12 protein-coding genes are annotated in these 13531 nt (G+C 64.9%); 10 read left to right on the top strand and 2 right to left on the bottom strand.

Translation table 11 applies throughout. The features are described 5' to 3' along the window. The first annotated feature begins 36 nt into the window (after positions 1 to 36). From DBIPINDM_RS30380 to DBIPINDM_RS30360, 5 genes are all read left to right on the top strand, one after another. Positions 37 to 219 (top strand): hypothetical protein, encoded by a 183-nt coding sequence (locus tag DBIPINDM_RS30380; RefSeq protein ID WP_258582659.1) that lies wholly within the window; start codon positions 37 to 39, stop codon positions 217 to 219. Next, on the top strand, positions 149 to 841 hold the full coding sequence (locus DBIPINDM_RS30375) for an ABC transporter permease (protein ID WP_258582658.1): 693 nt from the start codon (positions 149 to 151) through the stop codon (positions 839 to 841). Before DBIPINDM_RS30380 ends, DBIPINDM_RS30375 begins: the two co-directional genes overlap by 71 nt. Before the next feature lie 49 nt (positions 842 to 890). After that, complete coding sequence (locus DBIPINDM_RS30370; RefSeq protein WP_258582657.1) at positions 891 to 1880, top strand: ABC transporter substrate-binding protein; 990 nt, start codon at positions 891 to 893, stop codon at positions 1878 to 1880. Between the two features lie 82 nt (positions 1881 to 1962). Next, positions 1963 to 2877: a nucleoside hydrolase gene (locus DBIPINDM_RS30365; RefSeq protein ID WP_258582656.1), complete on the top strand. Its 915-nt coding sequence runs from the start codon at positions 1963 to 1965 to the stop codon at positions 2875 to 2877. Positions 2878 to 3329: 452 nt separating this feature from the next. After that, positions 3330 to 4661 (top strand): APC family permease, encoded by a 1332-nt coding sequence (locus DBIPINDM_RS30360; protein WP_258582655.1) that lies wholly within the window; start codon positions 3330 to 3332, stop codon positions 4659 to 4661. A 335-nt stretch (positions 4662 to 4996) separates the two neighbouring features. On the opposite strand, the gene DBIPINDM_RS30355 is transcribed toward DBIPINDM_RS30360, so the two are convergent. After that, positions 4997 to 5773, bottom strand: a complete 777-nt coding sequence (locus DBIPINDM_RS30355; protein WP_258582654.1) for a helix-turn-helix transcriptional regulator — start codon at positions 5771 to 5773, stop codon at positions 4997 to 4999. Between the two features lie 131 nt (positions 5774 to 5904). On the opposite strand from DBIPINDM_RS30355, the gene DBIPINDM_RS30350 reads away from it, so the two are divergent. Then, the gene (locus tag DBIPINDM_RS30350) at positions 5905 to 7338 is read left to right on the top strand and encodes an amidase (protein WP_258582653.1); all 1434 of its coding nucleotides are present in this window, start codon (positions 5905 to 5907) and stop codon (positions 7336 to 7338) included. A gap of 262 nt (positions 7339 to 7600) precedes the next feature. On the opposite strand, the gene DBIPINDM_RS30345 is transcribed toward DBIPINDM_RS30350, so the two are convergent. Beyond that, on the bottom strand, positions 7601 to 8785 hold the full coding sequence (locus DBIPINDM_RS30345; protein WP_258582652.1) for a Gfo/Idh/MocA family protein: 1185 nt from the start codon (positions 8783 to 8785) through the stop codon (positions 7601 to 7603). Positions 8786 to 9189: 404 nt separating this feature from the next. Between DBIPINDM_RS30345 and DBIPINDM_RS30340 the strand changes: the two genes are divergently transcribed. The 4 genes from DBIPINDM_RS30340 (at position 9190) to DBIPINDM_RS30325 (ending at position 13511) form a co-directional block, all read left to right on the top strand. Then, positions 9190 to 10131 (top strand): IS110 family transposase, encoded by a 942-nt coding sequence (locus tag DBIPINDM_RS30340; protein WP_258582651.1) that lies wholly within the window; start codon positions 9190 to 9192, stop codon positions 10129 to 10131. A gap of 84 nt (positions 10132 to 10215) precedes the next feature. After that, a complete protein-coding gene (locus DBIPINDM_RS30335; protein WP_258582650.1) occupies positions 10216 to 11109 on the top strand; it encodes a MurR/RpiR family transcriptional regulator in 894 nt (297 codons plus the stop codon). A gap of 78 nt (positions 11110 to 11187) precedes the next feature. Beyond that, complete coding sequence (locus tag DBIPINDM_RS30330) at positions 11188 to 11970, top strand: SDR family oxidoreductase (protein WP_258582649.1); 783 nt, start codon at positions 11188 to 11190, stop codon at positions 11968 to 11970. Next, positions 11967 to 13511, top strand: coding sequence for a mannitol dehydrogenase family protein (locus DBIPINDM_RS30325; protein ID WP_258582647.1), 1545 nt, complete (start codon positions 11967 to 11969; stop codon positions 13509 to 13511). The genes DBIPINDM_RS30330 and DBIPINDM_RS30325 overlap by 4 nt, the downstream gene beginning before the upstream one ends. Positions 13512 to 13531: the final 20 nt, after the last annotated feature.

Here is a 13531-nt window from a genome sequence, read left to right as displayed (position 1 = left end):
TCGGGCACTGACCACCGGCCAATCGGGAGCACGGCAATGAACACACGGTTTGGAGCAGCGGCGGGACCATTCCTGATCTGGGTCGTGGCCATGGTGCTCATCCTGGTCGCCTGGCAGCTACTGGTCTGGGTCACCGGCCTTCCCGCCTATGTCATTCCGCCGCCGGCCCAGGCGTTCTCGACGCTGTTCGACAACTGGCCGCGGCTTTCGGTACTATGAAACAGCGATCGGCTATGTCATCGGCGCCGCCATCGGCTTCGTGCTTGCGCTCGCCATGGGGCAGATCCGTGTCGTGCAGCGGCTGGTCATGCCGGCTTTGATCATTTCGCAGGCGGTGCCGATCGTCGCCATCGCCGCACCCCTGGTCATCATCTTCGGTTTCGGCCTGATGCCCAAGCTGATCATCGTCGCCTGGATTGTGTTCTTCCCGGTCGTCGTCAACGTGTTGGACGGTCTGGCTTCGGTCGACCGCGATATGCTCAACCTCGCCCGCCTGATGGGCGGCGGCGGCCTGCGCACCTTTGCTATCGTCAAATTGCCGGCCTGCATCGGCCCGCTGTTTTCGGGTCTCAAGATCGGTGCCACCTATGCGGTGACCGGCGCCGTCATCGGCGAATGGACGGCGTCGTCCAAGCAGGGCCTCGGCACCTATTTGCTCACCGCCAACGCGCAGATGAACACCGCTGGGGTCTATGCAGCGATGCTGCTTCTCACCGTCATCGGCGTCGGCTCGTTCCTGCTCGTCTTCGGGCTCGAAGTGCTGATGACGCCCTGGCGCTCGCGCTCTACCGCGCCCGCCTGGGCGCAGTGGAAGCCGGCTCAGGCCAGCGCCGCTGCCTGAAATACCACCAATTTTCAACCAGCCGACAACAACCAAAAAGGGGAATGCAATGCACAGTGCTTACACCAGGATGCTCTCAGCCACCGCGGGCCTGCTCGCCCTCGGAACCGCCCTAGCGGCGACTCCGGCCAACGCCGCCGACCTCACCACCGTCCGCTTCGTCTATGACTGGGCAAGCGCCGACTTCGAACTGATCCCGACGCTGGTCGGCCAGCAGAAAGGCTTCTACGAGGCCGAAGGCATCAAGGTCGATGTCATCTTCCCGCCGGACTCGCAGACCACGGCACGGCTGCTTGCCGTCGGCCAGGCCGAGATCGGCTTCGAGGCCACCACCGATGTCGTCTTCGGCGCTGCCCAGGGCATCCCGATCACCTCGATCGGCCTCTACACCAAGAGCAACAATTGGGGCCTGTTCGGCCGCCCCGGCGAGCCGCTCTCGCTCGACAACCTCAAGGGCAAGTCGATCGCCATCTACACCGACTCCTGGACCAAGGCGATGATGCCGTTCGTGCTCAAGGCCGCCAAGCTGACCGAGGACGACGTCAAGCTGATCATCGCGCAGGATTCCGACACCAATCTCTTGCTCGCCGGCAAGATCGACATCGCCACCAACACCGAAAACTATCTGGTGCCGCAGGTCCAGGAGACCTTGAAGAAGGACCCGACCAGCCTCGTTGGCGCCGCCGCCGGCGCGCCCGACGTGCCGGTCTGGACCTATACCGCTTCCACCGCCTACCTCGCCGACCATGGCGACATCGCCAAGAAGTGGATGCGCGCCACCATCAAGGCGACGCAATGGGCCGCCGACCATCCCGACGAAGCCGCCGAGATGTTCACTAAGGCTTATCCGGAAGGCGGCAGCCTTGCCTACAACCTCTCCGGCTGGAAGCTGACCGCAGCACTTATGAAGGGCGACACCGGCTACATGATGCAGGAAGACAAGAACTGGCTGCCGATCGCCCAGGCACTGAAGGACACCGACCAGATCAAGGAAGTCCTCCCCGCCTCAAAATACTACACCAACGAACTGCTGAAATAGGCGCGAAGTCGCTCGAGCAGCGAGGGCTACCCCAACCGGGGTGGCCCTCTTCTACAGCTACACAGGAAATGGACTTTCAGGCATGGCCAAGAGCAGGATTATCATCGATTGCGACCCCGGCGTCGATGACGCCATCGCGCTCCTTCTGGCGTTTGCCTCGCCCGACGAGATCGAGATCGTCGGCATCACGACGGTCATCGGCAATGTCTCGCTGCCGTTGACGACCCGCAACGCCTTGCGCATCACCGCCATGGCCGGCCGCCAGGACATTCCGGTCTACGCCGGCTGCAGCAGGCCGATCATCCTGCCGCGCGTGCAGCGCGGCGCTTCGGTGCACGGCACCGACGGCCTTGGCGACCTCGGCGTGCCCGACGCCACGCATCAGGTGCAGAGCCAACATGCCGTCGATTTCATCATCGACACCATCCTGCGCGAGCCCGGCCAGATCACGCTCTGCCCGATCGGGCCGATGACCAACATCGCGCTGGCTCTGATCAAGGAGCCGTCCATAACGACCAAGATCAAGGCCATCGTCTTCATGGGCGGCGCTGCCTTCAGCCCGGGCAACACCGCGACCGATGCCGAGTTCAACATCTGGATCGATCCGCATGCCGCGCAAGTGGTGCTGTCGTCCGGCATCCCGATGACCATGTTCGGCCTCGACGTGACCCGCCACGCGACGCTGACCCAGGCGCGCTTCGACCAGCTCGAGCGCGACGCCAGCCCGATCATGCAAACCGCCATCGCCATGATGCGCTACTATGGCAGCGGCGACGCCAGCCTGCACGACCCCTGTGTGACGGCGTTCCTGATCGACCCGACCCTGTTCAAGGGCGTCGACGCGGTGATCGAGGTCGAATGCGATCAAGCCGGATCCTATGGCCGCACGCGGGCGGTCGAAAACGGCGCCGGCAAGGGCCTGCCGGTCCATGTCATCACCGAGGTCGATGATGAGCGGCTGTTTCAGTTGATCGACCAGCGGCTGCAGTTGCTTTAGCGCCCCGGCAGGCCAATCCCATCGGACAGCGCCTGCCCCCTCTCCGTCTCGGCTTCGCCGAGCCACCTCTCCCCCATTTCATGGGGGCGAGGAAACGCTAATCTCCAAGGTCGCGGCCTTGAAAAACTTGGGTTCCTCGCCCCCGCGAGAGCGGGGGAGAGGTGGCTCGGCGAAGCCGAGACGGAGAGGGGGAGCGCCATATGCGTTTCAGGACCGCCGCCCGCAAATGCGCCGCCATTCCTCAGCCGATCCATAACCATCCACCCGCGCCGCATCACGCACACGACTCCCCGCATAATCCCTTGGGGTTATGGCCGCGTTGCGCCGGCTAAGTCATGCTCCGCCTCAACTTCGAGAAATGCGACCGCAAGCCCTTCGCCAACGCCTGATCTCCAGGCGCCAGCCGGCCTCCGGAAAAAGCATCGGAAACAATCCTTTCCGGAGGCGGAACAATGCAAGACACTGTCAAACTCGACCGCGCGCTCGGACTCTGGTCCGTCGTGCTCTTCGGCCTGGCCTACATGACGCCGATGATCGTCTTCGGCACTTTTGGCGCGCTGGCCGCGGCAAGCCAGGGCACCACCGCCATGGCCTATCTCGTGGCGGCGGCGGCCATCCTGCTCACCGCCATCAGCTACGGCGTCATGGCCCGCGTCTATCCCGTTGCCGGCTCGGCCTACACCTATGCCCGCCGCTCGATCAGCCCCAGCATCGGCTTCCTTGTCGGCTGGGCGGTGCTGCTCGATTATTTCTTCCTGCCGATGGTGATCTGGCTGATCGGTGCGGCCTATCTCGCTTCGGCCTTCCCGGCGATTCCGACCTGGGTTTGGATTGTCAGCTTCATCGCACTGACCACCGTGGTCAATGTCGTCGGCATCGCCTTTGCCAACCGCGTCAATTTCATCCTGATGCTGGTGCAGCTCGGCGTGCTCGTCGCCTTCCTGGTGCTGGCCGCCCGCTATGTGGTGGCGCTGAACGGCCCCGGCGGCTTGGTCTCGGTCACGCCCTTCTTCAAGGAAGGCGTGCCGTTCTCGGCCTCGGTGGCAGGTGCTGCGATAGCCGCCTACTCCTTCCTCGGCTTCGACGCGGTGTCGACGCTGACCGAGGAGACCAGGGATGCGCGCCGCACCATGCCGAAAGCGATCCTGATCATCGCGCTTGCCGGCGGCGTGATCTTCATCGCCTCGGCCTACATCACCCAGCTTGCCCATCCCGGCATGGATTTCGTCTCGGTCGACGCCGCCGCCACCGAAATCGCCAAGGCGATCGGCGGTGACCTGTTCGTCACCATCTTCCTGGCGACGCTGGTCGTGGCGCAATTCACCTCCGGCCTTGCAGCACAAGCCAGCGTTGGCCGGCTGCTCTACGCCATGGGCCGCGACACGGTGCTGCCGGTCTCGTTCTTCGGCAACCTGCATCCGAAATGGCACACGCCGATCCTCAACCTGATCCTTGTCGGCGTGGTCGGCCTGGCGGCGCTGACCATGGACGTCACCACCTCGACCTCGTTCATCAATTTCGGCGCCTTCCTCGCCTTCACCGCCGTCAACGTCTCGGTGATCGCGCTCTATTTGAAGCGCGACCAGCAGGTGCGTCCGCTCGGCGTGTTGATCGGCCTGATTGTCCCGGCGCTCGCTGCGGTCTGCGACCTCTTCCTGCTGTGGAACCTCGACGAGAACGCCAAGGTGCTGGGCCTGGTCTGGCTGGCGGTCGGCATCGTCTATCTCGCCTACCTCACGAGCTTCTTCCAGGTCGCGCCACCCGAGATGGATTTCGCCGAGTAAGGCGCTGGCGGCGGCCTCTTACCTTGATGCAGGCTGCCGCTCTATCTCGTTGCCAATAAACGAAAAACTAGGCATCCCGTTTGGCCAATTCCACTTGATAGACACTTCGCGGATGTCGTCTGCGTCGCCATATCTGAAGAGATACGATCAACGAAACGTAGCCCAACAGGGCAAGCACGCTCCACAGAACGCCGAGATCGCTCATGACAGCGCCCACGAGAAACACAGAGGCAACCACCGCCACGGCGTAATACAGGACAGAGGCCCAGACATATCGTTCCATTTGAGAGCTACGCATCGGTCACTCTTACCTCGAAAGTGCGGTTCATTTGAGCCTAGGCAAGAAACAGCCGGAACAGTTCGGCCTGGCTTGAAATGGAAAGCTTCGAATAGATCTGCCGGCGATGGACCTTCACCGTGTTGGGCGACAGTGACAGCACGGCGGCGAGCGAGAGGTTGGAATGTCCCTTGAGGATCAGCGTGACGATCTCGAGCTCGCGCCGGGTCAGCAGCGGATGCTCGATCCGCGCCGCGGGGGCCGCGTTCTTGATGTCGAGCGAGAGGCCCGGAGCATGAAACCAGTGCCGCGCCGCGAGCGCGCAGACGATGGGAGCGGCGGACCTCAGGCGCTCCAGCTCATCCTCGGCGAAGACCGGTGCCGCCCCGGTCCGCGACAGCGACAGCACGCCGGCAAAGCCGTTCTCCAGCTTCAGCACGAAACCGATCTCGTCGCCGATCTCGGTGGTGGCATAGTGCCGCCGATAATATTCGGTGTGCAGGAAATCATCGGGCGCCAGCTCCCGCATCACGATCATGCGCTCTGTGCTGTCGCCGCGAACTGCGTCGTAGAACGGGTCCAGCACATAGGCGCCGGCAAGGTAGCGGTCGACGATGATCGAGCGCTCGGCAACGATCTTCTCATTGTAGAGGTCGAAGGCGCGACCGGCGGGCGAATAGAGAAAGCCGTTCATCATCTGGAAGGCTGTGAGCAGGCGCAGCGCCGCCGCCAGCGCATCGGGAAATCCGCGCGAGCCGATGGCGGATGCCGCAGCACCCAGGCCGGCATTCCAGGCATCGAAGGACGGATGCGGGCCTTTGTCGGCGGATTTCATCGAAACGGCGGGGCCTCTGTTCCAGCGTTGGCGAGATTGTGCAGGTCCGACACCCCCAGGCAAGCACGCTTTCTGTTTCCTTCCGAAAACCAAAGCCGACCGGCATGAATTCACTTCCGGAGACCCGAGCCATGACCCATCCGCTGGACCTGACCGCCAACGCGATCGCCGATGGCATCCGCTCGGGCGCCTTCAGTGCCGAGACTGTGGTTGAAGAGTCCATCCGCCGCGCCAGGGCGGTCAGCGAGAGGCTAAACGCCTTTGCCGTCATCCGCGAGGAGCAGGCGCTGGAAGCGGCTCGCCTTGCCGACCGTGCCGTGGCGCGCGGCGAAGCGACCGGGCCGCTGCACGGCGTGCCGTTCGCGGCCAAGGACCTGACGCCGACATCAGGCGACCTGACGACGCTGGGCTCATGGGCGAAGGGGGATTGGGTGCCGGCCGAGACGGCGCTCTGCATCCGCCGCCTGCAAGCGGCCGGCGCGATCCTGGTCGGCAAGACGACGACGCCGGAATTCGCCTTTTCCAGTTTCACCAACAGCCCGCGCTGGGGCGTGACCCGCAATCCGTGGAACCCGGAGCGTACCAGCGGCGGCTCCTCCGGCGGCGCGGGGGTCGCGGTGGCGACCGGCGTCGTGCCCTTCGCCGAGGGCACCGACATGGGCGGTTCGGTGCGCATTCCCGCCGCCTTCTGCGGTGTCGTCGGGCTGAAACCCAGCCTCGGCCGCATCCCGATGACCATCCTGCCCAGCGTGTTCGACAACATCTCGCATTTCGGGCCGCTGGCGCGCAGCGTCGCCGATGCCGTCGCCTTCGTGCAAGCGACAGCGGGCGGCAGTGACGAGGACATCGCCTCGCTGCCGATCGGTTTTGATGCCTTGGCCACGAGGACGGGTGAGTTGGAAGGCAAGCGCTTCGCGCTGTCGGTCGACCTCGGCTACTACCAGATCCAGCCGCGGGTCGAAGCCGTCATCCGGCAGGCTGTCGCCGAGATGCGCAGCGCCGGCGCCATCGTCGACGAGGTGCCGATGGCCTGGACGCGCGCCGTCAACGACGAATGGTTCGACCTCTGGTGTGTTTTCATGTCGGCCTTCTTCGGCGACGAGCTCGCCGGCCATCGCCATCACATGGACCCGTCGGTGGTCTCGATGATCGAACGCGGGCTGGCGATGAACGCCACCGCCTACAAGCGGGTCGAGTTGCTGCGCACCGCGATGTGGAAGGACATGGCGCGGCTTTTCGAACGCTACGATGCCTTGCTATGCCCGACCTGCGCCATTACAGCGCCGCCGGTGTCCGAAACCGACGACGACTATGTCGCGACGCTACCCGACGGCCGCTTCAAGGGCCTGGACCTGACCTGTCCCTTCAACATGCTGCCGCAACTGCCGGCGCTGTCGCTGCCCGCCGGATTTGCCGCCGACGGCCTGCCGGTCGGCCTGCAGATCATCGGGCGGCGTTTTGCGGATGAGCAGGTGCTGTCGATGGCGGCGGCGATTGAGGCGCGGCTGGGGGTGGCCGGCTTCAATGCGGATCGGTTCGCTGCTGCACCCAGGGCAATCGCGTAGGACAGCGCCAGCCCCCTCTCCGTCTCGGCTTCGCCGAGCCACCTCTCCCCCATTTCATGGGGGCGAGGAAATGCTAATCTCCAAGGTTGCGGCCTTGAAAAGCTTGGGTTCCTCGCCCCCGCAGGAGCGGGGGGTCCGAAGGACGGGCGAGACCCGTGGCTCGCCCCGGCAAGGTGGCTCGGCGAAGCCGAGATGGAGAGGGGGAGCGCCATATGCGATTGGCTCTACTCACGACAACCCGCAACAGGTCATCGCCCCACCCTCACCCAAACCGTGCCGCCGTCCAAGCCCCACCAGCCGCATTCGACTCCACTGCCGCCGCGACGAACTTCACACCCCGCGCGCCATCCACGACATCCGGCACCTGCGCCGCGCGCGCCGCATCCACCACCCCACCAGAGCGATGCGCCCGAATGATATCCGCGGCGTCGCGGTAGAAATTGGCGAAGGCCTCGATATAGCCTTCCGGATGCGCCGCCGGCATGCGCGATACGCGCTGGCTTTCGGCGGTCGAGCCATGGCCGCCGCGCACCAGCGTCCGGGTTTCCTCGCCATATGGCGAAAAGCGCAGTTCCTCCGGCCGCCCGCCCGACCATTCGAGGCCAGCCTTGTCGCCATAGATGCGGACGGACAGATCATTGTAGTGGCCGGGCGAGGTCTGGCTGGCCAGGATGGTGCCGCGCGCCCCGCCGGTCCAGCGCATCATCACATGCGCATTGTCGTCGAGCCGGCGCCCAGGCACGGCGGTGAACAGATCGGCCGAGACCGCCTCGGCCTCGCAGCCGGAGATGTAGCTCGCCAAGTTGAAGGCATGCACGCCGATATCGGCCAGCACCGCCGACTGCCCTGCCCGCGCCGGATCGGTGCGCCACTCCGCCTGCTTCTGGCCCTCGGCGTCGATCGGCTTGGCCAGCCAGTCCTGGATGTAGGCGCCGTGCACGGACACGATCCGCCCAAGCTCGCCCGCCATCACCATCTCGCGCGCCTGCCGCACCATGGCGTAGCCGGTGTTGTTGAGCGTGACGACGAAGCGGCGTTTTTTGGCGCGCGCCAGCGCCACCAGCGCTTCGGCGTCATCAAGCGTCGTCGACAGCGGCTTGTCGCAGATCACATCGATGCCGGCTTCGAGGAAGGCGGTCGCGATCGGCGCGTGCAGATGGTTGGGCGTGACGATGACGACCGCCTCGATGCCATCAGGCCGCGCCGCTTCCGCCAACGCCATGGCGTGATAATCGGCATAGCTGCGCTCCGGCGCGATGCCGATCTCGGCGGCGGAAGCGGCGGCATTCTCCGGGTCCGACGACAGCGCGCCGGCCACCAGCACGATCTGGTCGTCAAGGCGCATGGCGAGGCGATGCACGGCGCCGATGAAGGCGTTGCGGCCGCCGCCGACCATGCCGACCCGCAGGCGCTTGCCTGCCGATCCATCCGATGTTGCGTAGACCATGTCTGAGATTCCTCCACCTATCACTTCGTTATCCTGGGGCGGAGCAAGGAGCGCAGCGACTCGGCGCAGACCCCAGGATCCATGCCGCGACTTCGGTGCAGAATCTTCCCTTCCGCCGCGTTCCTCGGCAACCGTCACGGCATGGATCCCAGGGTCTCCGCGACGGAGCTTCGCTCCTGCTTCGCCCTAGGATTGTTTGAGCAGGATTGGGTAGTGTGGCGGCCGGGACTGCGGCCCATCACAACCGGCAGTCCCGGCGGCAGGCGACCGTCCCTGGGATCGGGCAACACCCGACGTCATCATGGTCCCTGCCGTCTTTGTCCGCCATCGCTTGGAGAGTTGATTGGCCGCTGGCTTGCGCCACGCCCGCAAACAATCCGAAGCCTTAGAAGGATACCACCAGCATGGCCTTCTTGCATCAACAACCGAGCCTGTGCCTCGGCCTCGATATCGCCAAGGACACCATCACCGCCGCCGACGGCACCACCACCCAAGTCATCGACAACCAGCGACGCACGATCCGCGCCTTCCTCAAGAGCCACAAACAGGCCGATCTCGTGGTCTGCGAACCGACCGGTGGCCATGAGAGCCTGCTGCTCGAAGAGTGCCTGCGCGCCGGCATCGCCTGCCATCGCGCCGACACGCTCAAGGTCAAGAGCTTCATCCGCTCCTACGGCACGCACGGTAAGAGCGATGCCATCGATGCCGCCATGTTGAGAGCCTACGGTCGCGAACGCTGGGAAAAGCTGACCCTTTGGCAAGCCCCGGACCCCGACGAGACCCGCTTGCGCGCCCTGGTGCGCCGCCGCCAGGAACTCATCGCCATCAAGATCGCAGAGAAGAACCGCGCCAAGGCACCTGGTGGCCGCGAGCTCGCTGCCTCCTTCGAGGCCGTGATCAAAGTCGTCGAGCGTCAGATCCAAGCCATCGATGCAGCCATGCGCGAGCTGATCGCCGGTAGCAGCGCCCTCAAGCATCGAGCCGCCATCTGCACGGCCATGGACAGTCTCGGCCCGATCGTGACCGCCAAGCTGCTGGCCATCTTGCCCGAGCTCGGCACCATGACACGCCGAAAGGCTGCAGCCCTTGCAGGGCTCGCGCCTCATCCAAACGACAGCGGACAAAAGCAAGGCTACCGCAAAATCCGCGGCGGACGACCGGAGATCAGGAGCATGCTCTACATGCCCGCACTGCATGCCGCTGCCGGAAGGGGCGAGTTCGCCACCTTCTACAAACGCCTCATCGCCAACGGCAAAAAGCCAATGGTGGCCATCGCTGCAGTCATGCGAAAAATCGTCGTCACCCTAAACGCCAGGCTCAGAGACGCCACCATTCCTCAGAGTTGATGACGACGGTGAGGGCCTACCACTTTCGAACACAATTTCCAATTTCCATATTGTAATACGATCGTACCGCGCTAGCCTGAAACCATGAGTGGGGCGGGCAAATCTTCGGGACGATCTCTTGCCGACGAGGCGGCGACACGCAAGCGCGGGCGCTCTCTTGCCGCGTTGGGCTATATCCAGCCGCAGACCTATGAGGAACTGCGCGCGGTGCTGTCGTCCGGCACGGTGCATTTCCCCAAACGGCTGCGCCAGGTGGCGATCTTCCTGTGGCAGCATCCGAGCGACGTCGCGCTCGGCACCATCGCCCAGGTGGCGGCACAGGCGGGCGTGCAGCCTTCGACGCTGGTGCGCTTTGCCCAGATCTTCGGCTATTCCGGCTTTTCCGATTTCCAGGGCCTGTTCAAGGACCACGTCAAGGGCTCGTGGCCCGAAGCGCGTGGCGAGCCGCGCACCGAGACCGAGCCCAACGCCGCCATGCATTTCCTGCACGGCATGGTCGGCGCCTCGCAGGCCTCGCTTGGCCGCATCGAGGCCGGCTTCGACGTCGAGAGTTTCGAGAAGATGGTGACGCTGCTCGCCGCTGCCGACCTGATCTATGTCATCGGCTCCAAGCGCGCCTTCCCCGTCACCACCTATCTGTCGCTGACGCTGTCGCAGCAGGGCGTGCGCAACGTGCTGGTCGACAATGTCGGCTCGTCGGCGCTCGACCAGGTCGGCTGCATCGGCAGGCAGGATGCCGTGCTGGCCGTCTCCTTCAGCCCCTACAATTCGATTACGCCCGACCTCGTCGCCGTGGCACACGAGCGCAAGGCCCGCATCGTCACCATCACCGACAGCACCTTCAGCCCGCTGATCCCGTTGTCGGACAGCTGGCTGGAGGTGGTGGAATCCGACTTTGCCGGTTTCCGCTCACTGGCCGCCTCACTCGCCGTCGGCATGGCACTGGTCCAAGGCGTCGCAGCAAAGCGTGGCACATGAGGTTTTGCTGGCACAATTGACTATCGGGAATTGCCGTTCCATATTTTGAAAAATGGAAACTTTGTTCCGGGAGGAGGAATGGAGCTTCGTCTTCAAGGCAAGGTCGTGCTGGTCACCGGCGCGACGCAAGGCATCGGCCGCGCCATCGCCGAGACGCTGGCGCGTGCCGGCGCCGGCGGGCTGCTGATCACCGGGCGCGATGGCAAACGCGGCGACGCCGTGGCGGCGCAACTGTCGGCCATCGGCACGCCGACCATCTTCGTCGCCGCCGACCTTGGAGACCCGCAAACCCCTGCCCTTCTGGCGCAAGCCTGCATCGAGCGCTTCGGCCGTATCGATGGCCTGGTCAACGCCGCAGGCCTGACCGACCGCGCCTCCTTCCTCGATGCCGACCTAGACGACTGGGCCTCGCTGTTCGCGGTCAATGCGCGTGCGCCGTTCTTCCTCATGCAGGCGGCGATTGCCGACATGAAGAAGCGCGGCCAGGGCGGCGCCATCGTCAACATCCTGTCGATCAACGCCCATTGCGGTTCGCCGGAACTCGCCGTCTATTCCGCCACCAAGGGCGCGCTGGCGACGCTGACCAAGAACGCCGCCAACGCCCACCGCTTCGACCGCATCCGCGTCAACGGCATCAATGTCGGCTGGACCGACACCCCGGCCGAACGCGTGATGCAGTCCGAGACGCTCGGCCACGGTCCCGGCTGGCTCGACGCCGCCAACGCCGCGCAGCCCTTCGGCAGGCTGCTGACGCCGAACGACATCGCCAACCTCGCCGTCTTCCTGCTTTCCGACGCGGCCGGCCCGATGACCGGCGCCGTGATCGACCAGGAGCAGTCGGTGATCGGAGCGAACCGGTGAACGCCGCTCCAGCTTCGCCGGAAACACTCGGGCCAGCCTTGCTTGATCGGCTCCCGGCCGCCGTCCAGACACCGGCCTATGATCGCGCCGCGCTTCAACCCGGCATGGCGCATCTCGGCGTCGGCGCGTTCCACCGCTGCCACCAGGCCGAATACACCGACGATTTGCTCGCGCTCCAGTTCGACCGATGGGGTATTGTCGGCATCAACATCCGCCCGCCCAGCCTCGCCGACACGCTCGGCCGGCAGAGCGGGCTCTACACAAGGCTGATCCGCGAAAACAGCCACATCGAGGCACGCGTCATCGGCAGCATCGTGCGGGTGGTCGATAGCCAGGACAGTGCCGCGCCGGCGCTCGGCGTGCTGTCCTCGCCCGACATCGAACTGGTGACGATGACGGTCACCGAAAAGGGCTATTGCCACATCCCGTCGAGCGGCGCGCTCGATCTCGGCCATCCAGACATCGTCCATGATCTCGCCAATCCCGAGGCACCGCGCAGCGTGCCCGGTATCCTCACGCGGACGCTGGAGCTGCGCCGCGCCACGCACGGCCGGCCACTGACGCTGCTCTCCTGCGACAACATCCCGACCAATGGCATCATCCTGGAAACTGTCGTTCGCACCTTTGCCGAACGGCGCGGCAATGGCCTTGCCGATTGGATCACTGCCAACGCCGCCTTCCCTTCCGCCATGGTCGACCGCATCGCGCCGGCGGTGACGCAGGATGACCTCGACAGCGTCGAGCAATGGTTCGGCTACCGCGATGCCGCCGTCGCCGTCTGCGAACCGTTCCGGCAGTGGGTGATCGAGCAGAAATTCGCCGGCCGCATGCCGCGCTGGGATCTGGTCGGGGCCACCTTCGTCGACGATGTCACGCCCTTCGAGCATCTCAAGATGCGGGTGCTGAACGGCGCCCAGACGACGCTCGCCACGCTTGGCGTGCTGGCCGGACTGGAACACACTTTCGATGCCATCGCCGACCCGCTGCTGTCGGCCTTTATCAGGCGCATGCTGATCGAGGAAACGCTGCCGACGCTGATGCCGGTGCCGGGCATGGATCCATCAGCCTATGTCGAGCAGAGTCTCGGCCGCTTGAAGAACACGGCGATCCACCACCGCAACCACCAGATCGCCACCGATGGCTCGCAGAAGATCGTCCAGCGCCTGCTCAACCCGATCCGCGATCGTTTGAGCCACGGCGCCGGCATCGGCCTGCTGACAGTGCCGGTTGCCGGCTGGATGGCCTACCTCATCCAGGCCTCGGCTCACTTCGGCAAACGCTGGCCAGTGTCGGACCCCTATGCCGGGAAGGTTGCCGGGATCGCCGACGCGACCGGCCGCGATGCGACGGTGTTGGCTTCAGGTATCCTGGCCATCGACACGATTTTCGACCCCGGCCTTGCCGCGAACGAGACGTTCCGCGCGGCCGTCATATCGGCGCTTGATGAGCTGCTCTCGGACGATCCGATGGCGGCGATCCGGCACAGTCTCGAACAAGATGAGGTCGCGAGGTTGAAGCGATCCAAACTATCGGCATTATAGGAGCTGGCCGTGAAGACACG

It is taken from the genome of Mesorhizobium sp. AR02 (genome assembly GCF_024746835.1).
GTDB lineage: Bacteria > Pseudomonadota > Alphaproteobacteria > Rhizobiales > Rhizobiaceae > Mesorhizobium.
The sequence above is the reverse complement of the archived record's forward strand: the minus strand, read 5'-3'. Positions and strand labels throughout refer to the sequence as shown.